Consider the following 18122-nt stretch of genomic DNA (forward strand, 5'->3'; position numbering starts at 1 on the left):
CGACACATGCTCTTGCGGCAGAAAGGATACGTAGCAGATTACTAAGTCAGGCACTCACCTGCCAAAAAAACCGACTCAGCATCGATTTAACCGCTTTTAAGAAAATTTAAGCTTACAGTAAAAAAAAATGTGCAACGTTTATACGCAAAATAGCTCATTGCTACCATGAAACGATCTATTTTAACTCTTCTCATTCCTGGCCTGTTGGCGGCAAACGCACAGGCGCAAACGTCGGCCCCGGTTTCCGGTAAAATTACGTATGAAGGCATGCGCCAGATTGATTTCTCGCAGATGCGTAGGGTAATTAACGGACAGGAAGTTCGACCGGGTGATGCATCCGATGCGCCCGAAGGAGCGCCTGAAGTCGTGAACTTTACGCAGAAACTTGTTTTTGCAGGTCCAATGGCGAAGGAAGAACGCGACCGTCCGCAAAATATGATGTTCCGACGGAATATGGGCGATGGCGGAGCCGCGGGGCAGAATGGTCCTGGTGGAGGGGGCAATGGAAGTCGGCCCTGGCGCGGAGGGAACGGGCAGCGCATGACGCCCCCGTTTGAACAAACGACCTTTCTTGATTTAGCAAATCGGCAGCGGATCGACGTAATGACTGTCAAGAAAGATTCTGTGACCAGTCAGACGTATCGAACTGAACGGCCGCTACCTGCCGTAACGGATTGGAAAGAGGACAGCAAAACCAAAAAGATTGCCGGGTACGTTTGCCACAAAGCTACCGCTACGCACCGCAAAATGCCTTATACAATCTGGTACACAACGGATCTTCCGATTACATACTCGCCCGTTGCCGACCTGACCCCGCCCAAAGGTGTTGTGCTGCTGATTGAATCGGATACCGAATCGTATAAAGCTACGAACGTATCGATGGAAGCCATTGCCGAAGCGAGTGTGCAGCCACCCAAAGATGCCAAAACCGTTACGTCGGAGGAAATGGATCAGATACGTCGGAAAGGTATGGCTGATATGCGGCAGCGCATGATGCAGAATATGCCAATGCCCAGAAATTGAATGAATCGATAGGTTTTCTGTTCCCAGCTGCGCGACGGTTTGGAATAGAAAACCTGAAATATCAAGAATGGATAATGTAACATGAATACTTCCCGGACTATACTGAAACGATCCTTACAGGGCGTAGCCTTCATTATAATTTATTGTACATTATTCATAAACAGCGCTTTTGCGCAGAGTATCCAGGGCAACGTAGTGGATTCACTGACGCGTAAACCGTTGATGGAAGCATCCGTATCGTTGCTGCTGGCCCGCGATTCATCGCTCGTTACATTCGGGATTACGGATGGCGACGGTAAGTTTGTGTTTCCTAAAGTTTCGGAAGGAAAATACCGGGTGCTGGTTACGTATGTGGGTTACCGTGGGCGCGTTAAGCAAGTTTCCGTAACGAAAGATGACCCGAGCGTCAATACCGGGACGATTGATTTGGTCGCCCAATCGCAAACGCTCACGGAAGTCTCGGTACAGGGCGAACGAGCACCCATTGCCGTAAAAGGCGATACGCTTGAATTTAATGCGGGCTCGTTTAAAACCCGCCCGAATGCTCAGGTAGAGGACTTACTCAAAAAACTGCCGGGAGTTGAAGTTGACCGCGATGGTAACGTAAAAGCGCAGGGTCAGTCGATTACGAAAGTATTGGTGGATGGAAAACCGTTTTTTGGTAATGATCCGAAAATGGCGACCCGAAACCTCCCTGCCGACATTATCGATAAAGTACAGCTCTTCGATCAGGCCTCGGAACAGTCGGCATTTTCGGGCGTAGACGACGGCGACCGGGAGAAAACCATCAACATCACAACCAAAAAAGACAAGCGTAAAGGCACGTTTGGCCAGCAGACGATTGGCGTTGGTCCAAAACCCGGCGATGACGCGCGTTACTCCGGACGGGTTAGTTTGAGCCACTTCAATAATGGTCGACAGATTTCGGTGCTGGGCATGGCCAATAACGTTAATCAGCAGGGGTTTACGGCGCAGGATCTGGGCCTTGGCAGTAACTTCGGTGGCGCCGGTCAAGGGCAGGGTGGAGGAGCCGGTGGTGGCGGTAACGTAGTAAGGGGCGGTGCTGGCGGTGGGAACGGCAACGGGAGCGGACAGGTTGGTAGTAGTGCTATCACGCAGTCATGGGCGGCCGGGATCAACTACCGCGATGGCTGGGGGAAAAAGATTGACGTCGTCAGCAGTTATAACGCCAGCAGTACCAACACCCTCACCGACCAGAGTAGCCGTCGGGAAAACGTTTTGCCATCAGGTACTACGTCAGGTTCGGGCACCAGCCGAAGCGATTCATCATTCGTGCGGAATCAGAAAAACGGATCGGATAATACGAATACTAACCATCGCGTCAATCTCCGGCTCGATTACCGACTCGATACGTTAACCACCATTCGGGTGATTCCGAGTCTGTCATGGCTGAATTCAAATTATAACAATTACAGCCAGTCGCAGACGACAAACAGCGAGGGCGTTTTGACCAACACCAGCCAGACAAACTATAATTCGACCGGCAGTGGTTTTAACGGAAATAATTCGCTGCTGCTGCTGCGTAAATTTCAGAAGAAAGGACGGACCTTTTCGGTGAATTACAACGTAGCGGTGAATGATCAGAATAGTGTGGGTTTTAATAACTCCATTAATCAGTTTAACCGGGCTAACCTGCCGCAATCGACAACGGTCAGCTCGGGAACCAGCGCCGTAGGACAAGTCGATACAACAGGATTGTTTACGCAGAAAATCAACCAGCGGAATGACCAGCAGACCCGTTCGATGACCAATAACGTAAGCATAAGTTATACCGAACCGCTTTCACTTCGGCAAACGCTTGAGTTTCATTACAATCTCTCGAACAATCATAATACGTCGAACCGATTTGTGAATGATTTTAATGAAGCGACGAGTCAATACGATACACCGAACCAGACGCTGACGAATCGCTTTATCAATGATTATATGACGAACCGGGCGGGCCTGACCTGGCAAACCCGGCGGTTGAAATACACCTACGCCCTGGGGGTTGATGGTCAACAGGCAAGTCTGAATTCAGATAATCTGAGTCGCGATATCAACCTGAACCGGACGTTCACCAACCTATTGCCTAACGCGCTCTTTACCTATAATTTTGGTAAAGGACAGCGGTTACGGGTCAACTACCGAACACGCGTTAATGCACCGTCAGTCAATCAATTACAGCCGGTTCCGAACAACACAAACCCACTTAATGTTCAGCTTGGTAACCAGGACCTGCAACCCGAATACAGCCATAATCTTTCCGTAAATTTCAACCGGTTCGATGCCGCTACGTTCCGCAATCTGTTTGTTTTTGTGAATGCCAGTCGAACGGATAACAAAATCGTTAATTCGACCGCATTTACGCAGGCAGGCGCACAGACAACGAGACCAGTTAATACTGACGGATACTATACGATCAATGGGTCGATGGTGTGGGGACAGCCCGTAAAATTAGGCGCTCAGAAATCAAACCTCAACCTCTCAACGAACCTAACGCATAACCGCGGAACAAGCTTTATCAATGAGCAGGCTAACCAATCGAAAAACTGGCTGATCGGGCAGGGAGTCAGTCTGAGTTCAAATTTTACGGAGAAACTCGATCTGAATCTGTCGGCGAATATCAACTGGCAATCGGCGCGTTACTCGTTGCAACCAAATCAGAATACGAGCTTTCTGAATCAGTCCGTTACGTTGGATATGTTTTACCAACTACCGCTCCGATTTACCTTCTCGACCAATGTTTATTACAATCATTACGGTGGAAGTTCGGCAAGCTATAATCAGTCGTATACTCTCTGGAATGCGACCTTATCGCGCCAGTTGTTTAAACAAAATCAGGCAGAAATCCGGTTTCAGGCATTTGACCTGTTGAATCAGAACCAGAGCATTGTCCGGAACGTAACCGATACGTATACTGAGGAAGTCCAAAGCCGAGTCCTGAACCGCTATTTCATGGTCAGTTTCGTGTATAACCTGCGCCGATTTGGGGCAGGCGTTACAACTCCCCGAGATCCATTTGAACAGCGCAATCGGGGTGAAGGCCGGGGACAGGGAAGCGGACGGGGTAGATTCAATTGAGTAGATCGGATTCGTTTTGTTGTTCTTGACTGATGAGAAACTGCCTCATCCTATATCGTTGGTTGTTCATCTGCCTGCTGATTCTGGTGCATGTAAGCTGTCGCCAGGAAAAAGACGACCCTACGCCCTCGGCTCACTATCGGGTTGTCAAAGCTGTGCAGACCGCTTTCGATGGTAACCTGACAACAACGTATCAATACGACAATCAGAATCGACTCAGTACCGTAACCGAGTATCCGGTCGTGGCCGATACGTTCGCAAAGGCAGTTCCAACGGCGCAACACATTGTGCATTATGACGCTACCCCGCCGACTTATCTCGACTACACCGACCGAAAACTTACGAAACCCGAACTGGATGGCGGAGAACTCGTTTATGGAAGCCGACGTCGGTTTGTCTATGATACACAGGGTCGCATTGCCATTGTCAGTGAATTGAAAGCGCTGGCTAATTTTCAAAGCTTTCGGCTAACGCAAACGTTTCAGTATGAATATGGGCCTGACAATCTGCCTGCCGCGTTGATTATTTCGGGAGTTGCGCCTTTATCGGAACGTAACGTGTATGTGTACAACTTCCTGAATGGTAACGCGGTTCATGTGAAATTAACCATAACCAATGCGCGCTCTTCTGAACCAACTTTCTTTGAGTATGACGTTCAGTTCGACAATGCGCCAGGCGTTTACACAAACTTTTTTGCGCTTTATCCCGGCATTACCTCTTTCAATAAAAACAACCTGATTAACACCAGCACGACACATTTTCATGACGAGCGTGGTCTGTTGGTTAAGCGCGTGAAAAAAGGAAATTACATTGATGATGTAACGACGTATACCTACGAGACGTATTAAAAAAGGCCACACGAAATCATGTGGCCTTTCCGCAATCAAGTGTAGTTATAATAGTAAAGAGCGTGCGTCATGCTGCTTTCGACCATTCTCGTCGTTGCTTTCCTTATTAAGTTCCGACATAAAGAACAATGGGTTCAGTATGACGTACTGTCAATTCAGAACGAATTACCCACGCAATAATAGAAGAGTTAGTATTATCACTCAAATTTATAGTTTTTATAATCCAATAGGTATTATTGATATATCTTGCAATAGATTAAGGTTCTATTGACATTTTATACGATCATCTAATGAATATTCAGCAATTGGAGTATATCATAGCTGTAGACAATTTCCGGCATTTTGTACAGGCAGCTGAGCATTGCAACGTAACGCAGCCCACGCTGTCGATGATGATTCGAAAACTGGAAGATGAACTGAACGTAAAGATTTTTGATCGTACTAAGCAGCCCATCATTCCGACAGCCATCGGTCGGCAGATCATTGACCAAAGTAAAGTCATTCTTCGGGAAACGGGTCGGCTGGGCGAAATGGCGAAACATTACAACGGAGATTTATCGGGTGAATTGAACATTGGTGTCATACCAACAATCGCTCCGTACCTACTGCCGCGCTTCGTGCAGTCGTTTATCCATCGGTATCCAGATATCCGGCTCCATATTTCAGAAATGATCACCGAACGAATCGTTACTGAAGTGAAGACCGGAAAGCTGGATGTTGGCATTGTAGCCTCACTATCGGACGACTCGGCGTTACAGGAGATTTCGCTTTATAGTGAGCGATTTTATGTATACGTATCGGAGAAAACAGGGCTGTATAATAAGCAATATATTTTGCCCAGCGATATAGAACCCAGTGAACTTTGGCTGCTGGAGGAAGGTCATTGTTTTCGTACGCAAATTCAGAAGCTCTGCGAATTAAGCCGGAGTAGTACAACAGGTGCCAGTTTTAATTATCGGTCTGGAAGCATCGAAACCCTGATGCGGATGGTCGAGCGGAACGGCGGGATCACCATTTTGCCCGAGCTGGCCGTACGCGAGTTGCCGGAAGACCGTCGGAAATACATACGAAATTTCCAGTATCCGGAGCCTACCCGTGAGGTGTGTCTGGCTGTCAACCGCGAACAGGTTAAGACTCGATTGATTAACGTATTAAAAGAGTCGATTCTGGCCTGTGTACCGAAAAATGAACAAGGTTCAACGGATACTCCTGAGCTTTAATCAGCAATTTTTCTGGAAGCAAAGCGAGACTCATGAGTCCGTATATCATTGGCCAGCGTGGCCAGATAAGATTTTCCCTGCTTTTTGTAATGGCTGATTTCGTCCGCTGTCAAGCGAACCTTAATGTCATATAAGCCGACGGAGCCACTCACGACCCTGAAAATTAATTCGCCCGATTCCGTTTCGGACAGTGTATAATTCCAGCTTTCTTTGGCCAATTCTTTCATAAAGATCAATTACATGTAGTACGGATTGACCCCCGCTATTATTAGCTGAAACGCAGAGTTCCACCCGTACTACAACAAATTCATTATAAATCCGACTCAACATATTTTCCTTTTGGAATCCGGTCAACTACGGCTTCTGAATAACCTGTCGGCAATTTGCCACCGGGTAACCAGAGATTATTCGCGCCCATTTCATTTCCTGATGGTATACGAACGTGTAATTCTTCTGGATTTGGAATATCGATTCGGGCTAGTGGTTTTCCCTGCCAACTGCCCGCCGGAATGCCTAGCTCTGCTTCGATAGCCGCTACGTTCTTTACCGTCTTTTGCAGCATGGCGTCCATTTCCTGCTTCGCCATCACGAACTGCGTATTGTCTGGGTAACCCAGTAAATCCCGGCCGTAATCGTCCAGTGCCTTTTTCGTAACTAAGTAAGATGCGCCATTCTTGAACAACGTCAGCTGATACGTAATGTAAGACGTTTGCAGGTACACCGACGGGTCGGGGCGTTGGCCTTTTTGTATGGCCAGCACTTTTTGAGAATCCCAGCCGTTGATCCAGGAGGTTTCCAGTGAAGGAACTGACGGGACCGTGTGATCCATACAGGCCCAGCCGAGTGCCGACAGCATGACCATCAGCAGCGATTTCATAAACGATAGTTTCATAAAGAGATAAATTGATTGGTGGAATTTGGATATGAAGAGATAGGGTACAAGTCGAAAATGACACCTCCCATCAAGGGTCAAAAGTACTATACAGGTTAATTGTGTAGACGCTGAATCGACACAATTGACTGAGCGGTACGCTTAATCAGTTTATGGGAGATATAGTGAAGAAAGCATAAAAAAAGCCCCCACTTTTTCGTAAGTGGGGGCTCTCATTTTGTTGCTTTTTAAGCACAGTAGCGTTCTATGTGAGCTTGTTATAATTAACTCAACCAAATAGCTGTTTGACTAATTCGTCTTTTGTCAGCCCAAAATGCTCGGCAATGTTTTTCAAAATGTTGTTTAACGTACCTATTTTAATCGGATCGTGTCGTGGGATGGTTTCATAATGCTGACCGTTCTCAATCGTTTGAATCCGGATATGACTACCTGTTTGCCGAACCACTTCGTAACCTAAGGGCTTCAATAGTTTTACCAGTTCAATACCTGTTAAATGGCGGGGAATTTTCACAGGGCAAATACTTCATCTTTGACGAAATGTAAGCGCACTAGTTGTGGCCATTGCGATGGACTATCGTAATGGCAATCAATGGCGTCACGAATCATATTTTTCAGTTCGCTTATGGTTTCGCCCTGTGTAAAAATATTTTCGCCAACCGCTTGAGCGGTGTAACCGCCTTCCGGATCTTCCTCAACCAAAAAAAATAGTTCTTTCATGGACGGTACTCGTAAAAGTGGTACAAAGTACACAAAAGCAGCCAAAATTCATTTGACTGCCTTCTTGCTTCTGCCTATTTTATATACCGAAAATCTTCGGTTCCTTTTAGCGACAACAGCGTCTCGTACATGAGTTTTATTACGTTCTGTACATCGTCCATATGAACGGTTTCGACCGTTGTGTGCATGTACTTGAGCGGAAGTGAGATCAAGGCTGAGGCAATACCTTCCGTAGCATAGGCAAAAGCGTCGGTGTCGGTTCCGGTCGAGCGGCTGACGGCCTGCCGCTGAAACGCAATTTCCTTTTGTTCAGCTACGGCAATCAGGTATTCCAGTACGTTGTTCTGCACGGCGGGTCCGTAGCAAAGCACTGGTCCATCGCCACATTTAAGGTCGCCCTGTTCTTTTTTGTCATACTTGGGCGATTGCGTATCGTGCGTTACGTCGGTACAGATCGCGAGGTCGGGTTTTAGTCGGCGGGCTATCATTTCGGCACCGCGCAAGCCAATTTCTTCCTGAACCGCATTGACCACGTAGAGCGTAAAAGGTAACGTAACGTTATTTTCTTTCAGAAGTCGGGCCACTTCGGCGATCATGAAACCACCCATGCGGTTGTCCAGCGCCCGTCCAACGTAGTACCGGTTATTCATTTCCCGAAGCCCATCCACAAACGTACAGACGGTCCCCACGTGAATACCCATATCCAGAACTTCCTGCTTGGTCGCTGCTCCTACATCGATGAACAGGTCGGTCACTTTGGGTGCTACGTCTTTAGCCAGGTCGCGGACGTGGATAGCGGGCCAGCCGAACACGCCTTCCACTACACCCTTTTTCGTATGCAGATTCACGCGCATGGAAGGCGCAATGAGTGCATCGGAGCCGCCATTACGTCGGACAAACAGGTATCCGTCATCAGAAATGAAATTGACGAACCAGGAAATCTCGTCGGAGTGGGCTTCGATCACCACTTTGTATTCTTTGCCGGCCGGAGTCGCCGGTCCGCCGGTGCGGTTCGACCTGATCACGCCAACGGCGGTTCCATACGTATCGACAATGTATTCGTCGGTATAGGGCTTGATATAATCTAACCAAATCTGCTGACCCGATGACTCAAAGCCGGTGGGAGAGGCATTGTTGAGGTATTTGTACAGGAATTCTTTACTCTGTTCGTTCATTCTGTAGGGCTAATTATAGTTTGAACGCAATCCATACGGAAAAGAATATACCTATCCGAACTCCGTCTGACTGCGTTCTAGTCGCAAAATAAAATGAAATCGTTAAAACCCAATCCGCTCCCGCTTCTGCTCGACGCCCATTGACCGGAGGACTTCCATGGCGATACGTTCGTCGTATTTGCGCTTCCAGTAATCGGCTTCTAAACGCAGTTTATCTACCTCAACCTGTTGTTTCTCGACGGTTAAACGCAGGGTTTCGAGTTCATGAATCGTCAGAGCCTCGGGTTTTTCGTCAATGACCTGCGCCGGAATGGCTTCATCGGTAAGGAGCGTCAGGAGTGCTACGTCTAAAACCTGAGCAATTTGGGTTAGTCGGGACAGGGTCAGGTCAGTTTTGCCGCGCTCGATGTCGCCATACGCTGTCGTCGACAGATTGAGCAGATCGGCCATGTTTTCCTGTGATAAACCGCGCTGGAGACGCTGTAGGCGTATTTTTTCTGCCGGGCCACGATTGGTGAGAATGCTCATATCAAGTAAGTGTGATAAATTCTAAAGCAAAACTGACAGGGTTTTTCGGTATGATAACGCATTTTTGTATCAAAACGATTCTCGAACTTACGCCAAGTGATATTGGTTTTCAAATCAAAGGAGTAAACCTAATTATGAATTACGAAAAAGAATTCCGCAATTTCGCCGTACACCACATGGGCCTCAATGGCCTGACGGTAGACGGTTACGTGAAACACACCGTTAACAATCAGCATACGGTTGAGAACATGACCCGTTCAGTCATTGAAGAGCGTCCGATGAATTTCCGTGAAGTCGACGTGTTCTCGCGTCTGATGGCCGACCGTATTATTTTTATGGGTCTGCCTGTCGACGACAACATTGCTAACATCATCGTGGCGCAGCTGCTGTTCCTGGAATCGGCTGATCCGAAGAAAGATATTCTGATGTACCTGAATAGCCCCGGCGGTTCGGTGTATGCAGGTCTAGGCATTTATGATACCATGCAATACGTTCGTCCGGATGTAGCTACAGTTTGTACGAGCCTGGCTGCGTCGATGGGCGCTGTATTGCTGGCTGGTGGTGCTGCTGGTAAGCGTTCGGCGCTTCCACACGCCCGCGTTATGATTCACCAGCCATCGGGTGGTGCGCAGGGGCAATCGGTTGATATTGAAATTACAGCTCGTGAGATCGTTAAACTACGCGAAGAGTTGTACGAAATCCTGGCGCTTCATTCCGGTAAATCCGTTAAGCAGATCGAAAAAGATTCGGATCGCGACAAATGGATGCGCGCTGAAGAAGCCAAGGAATATGGCCTGATCGACGAAGTACTACGTCGGGAAAAATAAGACAGGTACCACGGACTTTGGTCCGTTCTTTTAAAATACTAGAACGGACTAAAGTCCGTGGTACCTGTTGACACTTTCTCTACCAGTTAATAATTTTGTAACATACCAACGGCTCAGGTTCGCCTGAGTCGTTTTTTTTGACGAAGTTTAAGGTAAAATCATCGTAACCTACTGTTGAACCAAGTCCGGACGTAGGGGAGTTACTTCTTCTGAGTCCGGCGAAACCAGCTTATTACCCTGCAAACCTTCATGCCACAAATTAGTTGCTCGTTCTGTGGACGGCGCAAAAACGAAGTAATGTTGCTCCTGTCGGGCATCGACGCGCACATCTGTAATTACTGCATCGAGCAGGGCCATCAGGTGGTGCTGGAAGAAATGCGCCCCAAACGTAGCGAACCTAGTGAGGTGAAAATTAATCTGATCAAGCCCGTCGATATGAAACGGCACCTCGATCAGTATGTTATCGGGCAGGATGATGCCAAAAAAGCCATCACAGTAGCGGTGTACAATCACTACAAGCGATTGATGCAGCCAAAAACCGATGACGACGTAACGATTGAAAAATCGAACATCATCATGGTGGGCGAAACGGGTACGGGAAAAACGTATCTCGCTCGGTCGATTGCTAAGATCCTTGAAGTACCGTTCTGTATCGCTGACGCGACCGTGATTACGGAGGCCGGTTACGTCGGTGAAGATGTCGAGACTATTCTGACGCGCCTGTTACAGGCCGCTGATTACAATGTTGAAACGGCCGAACGAGGTATCGTATATATCGACGAGATCGATAAGATCGCCCGCAAATCCGATAATCCCAGCATTACACGCGACGTAAGCGGAGAAGGGGTTCAACAAGCACTGTTGAAACTGCTTGAAGGCTCGGTTGTGAACGTACCACCGCAGGGCGGTCGCAAACACCCTGACCAGCGGTTGATTGCGTTGAATACCGAAAATATTCTGTTCATCTGCGGAGGAGCTTTTGATGGTATCGAACGGCACATTACCAAGCGGATCAACACCCGACCGATCGGTTTTTCGGGCGATCGGCGGTTGAACGATACGTTCGAACGAGGGCATTTGATGCGCTATATCTCAGCGCTTGATCTGAAATCGTTTGGATTGATTCCCGAACTTATTGGTCGTTTGCCTGTACTAACACACCTCGAACCGCTTGATCGTTCGGCCCTGATGCAAATTTTGACGGAACCGAAAAACGCGATCACCAAGCAATATGACAAGCTGTTTAAGATGGAGGGCATTACGCTCCATTGGGACCCTAGTGCCCTGAACTACATTGTCGATCAGGCATTGTTATACGGCCTCGGCGCTCGCGGCCTGCGTTCCATATGCGAATCGATCATTACGGATGCCATGTTTGAGATGCCTTCCCAAACAGCTGTTAAGGAGTTGACCGTTAGTCTGGAATACGCCCGCGAAAAATTTGGCAAATCCAGTACGCATATGCTTCGTTCTGTAGCCTAAGCGAGTGGATAAAAAAGGACTATTAAGTAGCTCTAACTCAAACAGAACGCATTTGCCGACGTAAAGGAACTGTCGAATTCATAGAATCTAACTACCCAAACAAAAGCCGCCAACTTCAATCAGAAAGTTGGCGGCTTTTGTTTGATCGAAATTTAGTACAGGGGTCCTAACAAATATGTGCTTAGTCGGTTTACCGATTGATAACTTATTTGTTCCACCTAATTTAACCAATCGCTTCGTATGAAATTTACTACACAGCCAATTCTTGCCAGTCTGTTCATGATCGCCTTGTTCGCTGCCTGTAGCCGCCCGGTGGCTTATCTGCAACCAAGCGCCCGTGAACATTTCACGACCACGTCTGCCAAAAGCCAAAACGTAACGAAAGCGCCTACTTCTGTAAGTACGGAAACACCGGCCCCGGCTATTAGCGCTACGTCTGCCGAACAGCTTTCTCAGGCAAAAGTCGCTCTCGATCAGGTCGATGCAATGGTACGTAACGACAGCAAACTGGCGTCCAACAAAACCGTTCAGAAACGACTCAATCGTATCCGAACATTGATGTCAACTACATCTGCCAAGGCAAGTCTTACACCTAATGCAACCAATGGACCGAGAAAAATGAATCTGGTTGAACGGTTGGTGGTGAAAAAAATGAACAAGAAGATTAGCAAACAGCTGGCACCTGCGAACCCGGACAAGGCAATGGCTATTACAGGCGTTCTGGCCCTCGGTGCCGTACTGGTATTGGGTGGCCTTTTGGTAACGCTCTTAACAACAGGCACAGGCGTAACGATTGGTGTGATTATGATTGTAGCCGGTCTGGTATGTTTGCTCATCGGGTTACTTTAATTAGTTGATAGACCCTTATTCAAAAATCCCCGTGGGCAAAACAGTGCCCGCGGGGATTTGTCGTTTTAGCGATACTTATTGCACCACATTTTAAACAGGTAATGTCAACAAATTGGTGGAGTTGTAGTTGAAGGGATGATAGTTCTGTCATTCACGTTAAATCTTATGTTTATGCGTACACTTCTCAAGTGTCTGTTCTTCTTCTTTTCGGCAATCGTTCTTTTTGCCTCGTGTAGCCGCCCGACAGCTTACTTTCAACCCAGTGCACGTGAGCATTTTAATGCAACACCCGTTACAGAAACATCGATTGGCGCAGTAGCGACTTCTGCACCCGTGTCTCCTGTACTATCGACAGTGAATACGTCAACTCAACAATTGGTTCAGGCGGATATTGCCCTGGAGCAGGTCGATGCGATGGTACGTAATGACAGCAAATTAGCCGCCAGCAAAACCGTTCAGAAACGACTCAATCGCATTCGGACATATTTAGCCTCAAATTCGGCTAGGGCAGCAATGACACCTGGCATGACCAACGCGCCAAAGAAGATGAATCTAATGGAGCGGATGATGCTGAAGAAAATTGACAAAAAAATCAGCAGACAATTAGCTCCCGCAAGTCCAGAGAAGGCTATGGCTATTAAAGGAATTCTGGCAATTGGCGCTATACTGGTGCTGGCCGGTATTATCCTTTTACTGCTGACAACGGGCACCGGCGCAACCATCGGCGTTGTGTCGATTCTAGGGGGATTAGTACTTCTTCTGATAGGGTTATTGTAGCTCCGCATAATGAATGGCTTTGGAGCTTTTATAAGTCGATAGTGCATTCATCTGGCGAGGACCACATCGAAAACACCGAATTTTTAATCAATTAATTTAACAAATAAGTAGCGTCGTAGTTGATGAGGTGATATCTCAATCCTACACACAAAAATTCATGTCTATGAGAACGTTTTCCAAACACGTTTGGGTCGCCTTGTTAGGTACCGCCATTATCTCTTCCTGCAGCCGTCCGGTTGCTTACTTCCAGCCCCAGGCTCGGGAACAATTCAAGTCGACTCCTGTAGAAGCGGTTGCGGTTGCTACACCCGCTCAGCCTGTTGAGGCCGCACCAGTAGCAACGCCTGCCCCCGCCCTAGTCGCCACCCCAGCAGAACAAGTTGCCCAGGCAAAGCAGGCTATCAGTCAGGTAGAAGCGTATGTGCGTAACGACAGCAAACTGGCCTCCAACAAAAAGCTGACCAAGCGCATGAGTCGGGTAAGTGAGTTGTTAACGACTGCGAATCCACAGGCAATGTCGGCTACGAAAACAGCAGGCGCTCAAAAAACTACCCTGATGCAGCGATTTATGCTCAAAAAGATTGACAAACAGATCAAAAATCATTTGTCGCCTGAGAAGCCAATGGCCAAGTCACTGCTGACAATTGGTTTGATTATCGGTATCATTGGTCTGATCCTATTAATTCTTAATGCTGCTGCGCCACTTGGTCTCATTGCTCTGATCGTTGGCTTGGCGCTGATTCTGGTCGACTTGATACGTTAAGTCGCGAGGCAGATTACGTATCGCAGCCACAACAGAGATTTTTACTATTGCATCCTTCCTCGGCGTAGACACTTGGTACAAAAGTGTCTACGCCGATTTTGGTACAGAAGGGCTAACAAAAGGCGATCCTGCCGATAAAACGCCTGGACAATTTTGATACTTTTTTTATGAAGAGTGCTAACAAACGAACAGAGTTGTAGTTGATGAGGTTGGTAACTCATTTCTTCACATTAAACGCCATATCTATGAGCACGCTTTCTAAGCATCTTTTTGCCGCCCTGCTGGGTACCGCCATTATCTCTTCCTGCAGCCGTCCGGTTGCTTATTTCCAACCCCAGGCTCGGGAACAATTTAAGTCGACTCCCGTAGAAGCAGTTGCGGTTGCTACACCAGTTCAACCTGTTGAGGCCTCGCCCGTAGAAACGCCTGCCCCCGCCCTAGTCGCCACCCCAGCAGAACAAGTTGCCCAGGCAAAGCAGGCTATCAGTCAGGTAGAAGCGTATGTGCGTAACGACAGCAAACTGGCCTCCAACAAAAAGCTGACCAAGCGCATGGAACGACTTAATCAGTTACTGACGACTACCAGCACTAAAGCGACCCTTACGCCTAATGCCGCATCGACCCAAAAAACAACGTTGATGCAGCGAATGATGTTGAAGAAACTTGATAAGAAAATTAAAAACCACGTAGCGCCTGAGGAGACAAAGGTGATGAGCTCTAATATGCGTTTAGGTCTTATCATTGGTCTCGTTGGTTTGCTGCTTTGGATATTGGGCGGTGGTACGGTTCTGGGCGTAATTGGTCTGATTGGCTTCATTGTTGGTATCGTACTTGTCATTTTGGGCTTGGTTAATACCTAGACATACGAATGCAAACGAATAGGACTGTATTGATTCTTATTCACGGACACGGCGTAGATGCTTCCATTTGGGATGGCATCTACGCCGATTTAGCATCATATGCTACCGTGTTGAAACCTGATTTCTCCCGGCTTACCAGCCATATAACCGTTGAGGCTTATGCCGAAGAGTTGTATGCGCAGTTGCAGTCGGCACAGGTTGAAAAGGTTGTATTGGTTGGGCATTCGATGGGTGGGTACATCGCACTGGCTTTCGCTGACCAGCATCCGGAGATGGTGAAGGGACTAGTCCTGTTTCATTCAACGGCTACTGCCGATGACGAAAGTCGGCGGGAGATACGTCGTCAGGCCATTGAAGGACTGAAAAACGAGGGTACAATTCCATTCATTCAGAAACAAATGCCCAAGATGGTAGCGTCCAGCTACCCACCTGAAAAAACGCGGGCATTGATCGATCGTTTTCTGGGTTTGTCTGCCGATGCACTCATTGCCGGTATGACCGCTATGGCTAACCGCCCTGACCGAACAAATGTATTGCGTAATGCCAGATTCCCGGTGCTGCTGATATTGGGTCGGGATGATCAGGTGATTCCTTTTGAAAAAACGGCCAAACTGGCTGACTTATCCCCTATGATAAGCGTAGCGCCAATTGAACAAGCCGGGCATTTAGGCATGGTTGAACAACCGGAAGCATCTGTAAACGTGTTGAAATCATTTATCAACCAGCTTTAAGGCTGACCGGTTGCTAAGAAGAAGGAAGCTGGACCAGGCTTCCTTTTTGTGTTTTAACCCCTTTTTCAAGGGATTATCCGTAAACTTGCATCTTATTTTATGAGGAGCTATTGGCTGGGCTGAAATGGGTCCCGCCGATTTATCGTTTAAAAGAATGGCTGAATTATTTAACGTTTATCCGCTATACGACATTGAACCCGTTCGGGCGCAGGGTAGCTATCTCTGGGACACTAACGGTACCCGCTATCTCGATCTCTACGGTGGCCATGCCGTGATTTCCGTTGGTCATACGCATCCGCGTTACGTACAGGCGCTGACCGATCAACTGCATAAGATTTCGTTCTATTCCAATTCCGTCCGGATTCCGCAGCAGCAGGAACTGGCCGATAAACTAGGCGCTCTTTCCGATCAACCTGACTATGCCCTCTTTTTGTGCAATTCGGGGGCTGAAGCGAATGAAAACGCGCTGAAACTCGCGTCATTCCACAATGGACGGACAAAAGTCGTTGCGTTCAAAAAAAGCTTTCATGGACGTACTGCCGGGGCTGTGGCGGCTACAGATAACCCCGCGATTGTTGCCCCCGTTAATTACAATCAGCATGTTACGTTCCTGCCTTATAACGATTCAGAAGCCGCACGAGCAGGTATTACGTCAGATACCTGTGCGGTGATTGTCGAAGGTATTCAGGGAGTAGGTGGTATTCAGGTTGCGACGGATGAGTTTTTGCAGACACTTCGTCAACGCTGCGACGAAACGGGTACCATATTAATTCTGGACGGTGTTCAGTGTGGGTATGGACGTTCAGGTAAGTTTTTTTCGCACCAGTTCAGTGGCATCGAAGCGGATATTATTTCGATGGCGAAGGGTATGGGTAATGGCTTTCCCATTGGCGGCATCCTGATCTCCCCCAAATTTAAAGCCAGTTATGGCCTGCTGGGCACTACATTCGGTGGAAATCACCTGGCCTGTACGGCCGGTATTGCGGTTTTAGACATCATGAAAGAGGAAGGGCTGATGGAAAATGCCGCACGTATGGGTACCTATTTCATGGATGGTATTCGGCAGATTGGTGGCTACAAAGACTTGCGTGGCCGGGGCCTGATGATCGGTATTGAGTATGACTTTCCGGTCGATTCACTACGTAAAACCTTGTTGTTCGAACACAAGCAGTTTACGGGCGTGGCGGGTAAAACGATTATCCGGCTGCTGCCTTCGCTGGCCGTCGGTATCGACGAAGCCGATCAATTCCTGGAAGCATTACGTAAAGAAATAAGTGTTTTATCATAATGGTCTCATCAGGGTGTTTAACGAATTAGCCCTGGCTGGGGTTGTTACTCAATTCTCTGTGCCTCTGCGTTTAACTACTAATGACCAATTTTCTTTCCCTCGCCGACGTCACGAATGTTGACGCACTGATTCAGTCTGGTCGCGATGCCAAAGCCAACCCGTTTGCCGACCAGCAACTTGGTAAAAACAAAACCATCGGTCTGATCTTTTTTAATTCGAGTTTGCGGACGCGGTTAAGTACGCAGAAAGCCGCTCAGAATCTGGGAATGAACGTCATGACAATGAATGTCGGGCAGGACAGCTGGGGTCTGGAAATGGAAGAGGGCGTACTAATGAATGCTGACAAAGCCGAACACGTCCGGGAAGCTGCTGCCGTGATGGGTCGATATTGTGACATAATCGGGATTCGGGCGTTTGCCGAATTGCAGGATCGGGACAAGGATTATCGGGAGCAGGTGATGCATCAATTTGCTACGTATGCGAAAGTGCCGATCGTTAATCTGGAATCTGCTACGCGCCATCCGCTGCAATCTCTGGCCGACTGTATCACCATTGAGGAATCGAAGACGGTAAAACGCCCCAAAGTTGTGCTGACCTGGTTACCTCATTTCAAACCCTTGCCCCAGGCGGTTGCTAATTCGTTTTGCGAGTGGATGAACGCCCGCGCCCTGTCAGGTGACGTTGATTTTGTCGTGACGCATCCGAAAGGCTACGAACTTGCGCCTGAATTTGTCGGTAATACACCGGTGATTTACGATCAGAATGAAGCCTTCAAAGGGGCTGATTTTATCTACGGCAAAAACTGGTCATCCTATACACAATATGGGCAGGTACTCACGCAGGACCCATCCTGGGCTGTAACGATGGATGATCTGCGTTTAACGAACGACGGTAAATTCATGCATTGCCTGCCTGTTCGACGGAATTTGAAAGTATCCGATGAAGTACTCGACAGTCCCAGCTCGCTCGTTATCGAACAGGCTGCTAACCGGGAATGGTCGGCACAGGCGGTACTGAAAGAAATACTATCAACCATATAAGGAGTAAAGGGAGGAGGG

General features: G+C 47.9%; 19 protein-coding genes. 13 read left to right on the plus strand and 6 right to left on the minus strand.

Going from position 1 to position 18122, the window contains the following annotated elements:
• Nucleotides 1–165: 165 nt before the first annotated feature.
• The 4 genes from IC230_RS07755 (at nt 166) to IC230_RS07770 (ending at nt 6175) form a co-directional block, all read left to right on the plus strand.
• Nucleotides 166–1023: a GLPGLI family protein gene (locus IC230_RS07755; RefSeq protein WP_191038399.1), complete on the plus strand. Its 858-nt coding sequence runs from the start codon at nt 166–168 to the stop codon at nt 1021–1023.
• Nucleotides 1024–1104: 81 nt separating this feature from the next.
• Nucleotides 1105–4107 carry an outer membrane beta-barrel family protein gene (locus tag IC230_RS07760; protein WP_191038400.1) on the plus strand — a complete coding sequence of 1001 codons (3003 nt, stop codon included), beginning with the start codon at nt 1105–1107 and terminating at the stop codon, nt 4105–4107.
• A gap of 32 nt (nt 4108–4139) precedes the next feature.
• The gene (locus IC230_RS07765) at nt 4140–4955 is read left to right on the plus strand and encodes a hypothetical protein (RefSeq protein WP_191038401.1); all 816 of its coding nucleotides are present in this window, start codon (nt 4140–4142) and stop codon (nt 4953–4955) included.
• Nucleotides 4956–5245: 290 nt separating this feature from the next.
• Complete coding sequence (locus tag IC230_RS07770; RefSeq protein ID WP_191038402.1) at nt 5246–6175, plus strand: LysR substrate-binding domain-containing protein; 930 nt, start codon at nt 5246–5248, stop codon at nt 6173–6175.
• Here the strand turns inward: IC230_RS07770 and IC230_RS07775 are convergent.
• The 6 genes from IC230_RS07775 to IC230_RS07800 all read right to left on the minus strand — a co-directional run bounded on the left by IC230_RS07775 (nt 6172) and on the right by IC230_RS07800 (nt 9487).
• On the minus strand, nt 6172–6402 hold the full coding sequence (locus tag IC230_RS07775) for a hypothetical protein (RefSeq protein ID WP_191038403.1): 231 nt from the start codon (nt 6400–6402) through the stop codon (nt 6172–6174). The genes IC230_RS07770 and IC230_RS07775 overlap by 4 nt on opposite strands.
• A gap of 83 nt (nt 6403–6485) precedes the next feature.
• Nucleotides 6486–7067, minus strand: a complete 582-nt coding sequence (locus tag IC230_RS07780) for a hypothetical protein (protein ID WP_191038404.1) — start codon at nt 7065–7067, stop codon at nt 6486–6488.
• A 268-nt stretch (nt 7068–7335) separates the two neighbouring features.
• On the minus strand, nt 7336–7578 hold the full coding sequence (locus IC230_RS07785) for a type II toxin-antitoxin system HicA family toxin (RefSeq protein ID WP_191038405.1): 243 nt from the start codon (nt 7576–7578) through the stop codon (nt 7336–7338).
• Nucleotides 7575–7784, minus strand: coding sequence for a type II toxin-antitoxin system HicB family antitoxin (locus IC230_RS07790; protein WP_191038406.1), 210 nt, complete (start codon nt 7782–7784; stop codon nt 7575–7577). The genes IC230_RS07785 and IC230_RS07790 overlap by 4 nt, the downstream gene beginning before the upstream one ends.
• Before the next feature lie 74 nt (nt 7785–7858).
• A complete protein-coding gene (locus tag IC230_RS07795; protein WP_191038407.1) occupies nt 7859–8959 on the minus strand; it encodes a M42 family metallopeptidase in 1101 nt (366 codons plus the stop codon).
• A gap of 102 nt (nt 8960–9061) precedes the next feature.
• Complete coding sequence (locus IC230_RS07800; RefSeq protein WP_191038408.1) at nt 9062–9487, minus strand: helix-turn-helix domain-containing protein; 426 nt, start codon at nt 9485–9487, stop codon at nt 9062–9064.
• Between the two features lie 134 nt (nt 9488–9621).
• On the opposite strand from IC230_RS07800, the gene IC230_RS07805 reads away from it, so the two are divergent.
• From IC230_RS07805 to IC230_RS07845, 9 genes are all read left to right on the plus strand, one after another.
• A complete protein-coding gene (locus tag IC230_RS07805; RefSeq protein ID WP_223860417.1) occupies nt 9622–10314 on the plus strand; it encodes a ClpP family protease in 693 nt (230 codons plus the stop codon).
• 249 nt (nt 10315–10563) lie between these two features.
• Nucleotides 10564–11796: an ATP-dependent Clp protease ATP-binding subunit ClpX gene (gene clpX, locus IC230_RS07810; protein WP_191038409.1), complete on the plus strand. Its 1233-nt coding sequence runs from the start codon at nt 10564–10566 to the stop codon at nt 11794–11796.
• Between the two features lie 240 nt (nt 11797–12036).
• On the plus strand, nt 12037–12645 hold the full coding sequence (locus IC230_RS07815) for a hypothetical protein (RefSeq protein WP_223860419.1): 609 nt from the start codon (nt 12037–12039) through the stop codon (nt 12643–12645).
• 171 nt (nt 12646–12816) lie between these two features.
• Nucleotides 12817–13422, plus strand: a complete 606-nt coding sequence (locus tag IC230_RS07820; protein ID WP_191038410.1) for a hypothetical protein — start codon at nt 12817–12819, stop codon at nt 13420–13422.
• 163 nt (nt 13423–13585) lie between these two features.
• Complete coding sequence (locus tag IC230_RS07825) at nt 13586–14185, plus strand: hypothetical protein (protein WP_191038411.1); 600 nt, start codon at nt 13586–13588, stop codon at nt 14183–14185.
• Between the two features lie 245 nt (nt 14186–14430).
• Entirely contained in the window at nt 14431–15045 is a 615-nt protein-coding gene (locus IC230_RS07830) for a hypothetical protein (RefSeq protein WP_191038412.1), read from the plus strand.
• An 8-nt stretch (nt 15046–15053) separates the two neighbouring features.
• On the plus strand, nt 15054–15776 hold the full coding sequence (locus IC230_RS07835; RefSeq protein ID WP_191038413.1) for an alpha/beta fold hydrolase: 723 nt from the start codon (nt 15054–15056) through the stop codon (nt 15774–15776).
• Between the two features lie 154 nt (nt 15777–15930).
• Complete coding sequence (locus tag IC230_RS07840) at nt 15931–17064, plus strand: aspartate aminotransferase family protein (protein WP_191038414.1); 1134 nt, start codon at nt 15931–15933, stop codon at nt 17062–17064.
• A gap of 80 nt (nt 17065–17144) precedes the next feature.
• Complete coding sequence (locus IC230_RS07845; protein ID WP_191038415.1) at nt 17145–18104, plus strand: N-acetylornithine carbamoyltransferase; 960 nt, start codon at nt 17145–17147, stop codon at nt 18102–18104.
• The last annotated feature ends 18 nt before the right edge of the window (nt 18105–18122 follow it).

Source organism: Spirosoma validum (assembly GCF_014699035.1).
Classification (GTDB): domain Bacteria; phylum Bacteroidota; class Bacteroidia; order Cytophagales; family Spirosomataceae; genus Spirosoma; species Spirosoma validum.

Bases quoted from the DNA above. Each gene is read 5' to 3' on its own strand.
- IC230_RS07780 (WP_191038404.1), bottom strand. From the start codon at position 7,067: ATGAAACTATCGTTTATGAAATCGCTGCTGATGGTCATGCTGTCGGCA.
- clpX (WP_191038409.1), top strand. From the start codon at position 10,564: ATGCCACAAATTAGTTGCTCGTTCTGTGGACGGCGCAAAAACGAAGTA.
- IC230_RS07760 (WP_191038400.1), top strand. From the start codon at position 1,105: ATGAATACTTCCCGGACTATACTGAAACGATCCTTACAGGGCGTAGCC.
- IC230_RS07770 (WP_191038402.1), top strand. From the start codon at position 5,246: ATGAATATTCAGCAATTGGAGTATATCATAGCTGTAGACAATTTCCGG.
- IC230_RS07825 (WP_191038411.1), top strand. From the start codon at position 13,586: ATGAGAACGTTTTCCAAACACGTTTGGGTCGCCTTGTTAGGTACCGCC.
- IC230_RS07805 (WP_223860417.1), top strand. From the start codon at position 9,622: ATGAATTACGAAAAAGAATTCCGCAATTTCGCCGTACACCACATGGGC.
- IC230_RS07840 (WP_191038414.1), top strand. From the start codon at position 15,931: ATGGCTGAATTATTTAACGTTTATCCGCTATACGACATTGAACCCGTT.
- IC230_RS07845 (WP_191038415.1), top strand. From the start codon at position 17,145: ATGACCAATTTTCTTTCCCTCGCCGACGTCACGAATGTTGACGCACTG.
- IC230_RS07820 (WP_191038410.1), top strand. From the start codon at position 12,817: ATGCGTACACTTCTCAAGTGTCTGTTCTTCTTCTTTTCGGCAATCGTT.
- IC230_RS07795 (WP_191038407.1), bottom strand. From the start codon at position 8,959: ATGAACGAACAGAGTAAAGAATTCCTGTACAAATACCTCAACAATGCC.
- IC230_RS07815 (WP_223860419.1), top strand. From the start codon at position 12,037: ATGAAATTTACTACACAGCCAATTCTTGCCAGTCTGTTCATGATCGCC.
- IC230_RS07790 (WP_191038406.1), bottom strand. From the start codon at position 7,784: ATGAAAGAACTATTTTTTTTGGTTGAGGAAGATCCGGAAGGCGGTTAC.
- IC230_RS07830 (WP_191038412.1), top strand. From the start codon at position 14,431: ATGAGCACGCTTTCTAAGCATCTTTTTGCCGCCCTGCTGGGTACCGCC.
- IC230_RS07800 (WP_191038408.1), bottom strand. From the start codon at position 9,487: ATGAGCATTCTCACCAATCGTGGCCCGGCAGAAAAAATACGCCTACAG.
- IC230_RS07765 (WP_191038401.1), top strand. From the start codon at position 4,140: ATGAGAAACTGCCTCATCCTATATCGTTGGTTGTTCATCTGCCTGCTG.
- IC230_RS07755 (WP_191038399.1), top strand. From the start codon at position 166: ATGAAACGATCTATTTTAACTCTTCTCATTCCTGGCCTGTTGGCGGCA.
- IC230_RS07775 (WP_191038403.1), bottom strand. From the start codon at position 6,402: ATGAAAGAATTGGCCAAAGAAAGCTGGAATTATACACTGTCCGAAACG.
- IC230_RS07835 (WP_191038413.1), top strand. From the start codon at position 15,054: ATGCAAACGAATAGGACTGTATTGATTCTTATTCACGGACACGGCGTA.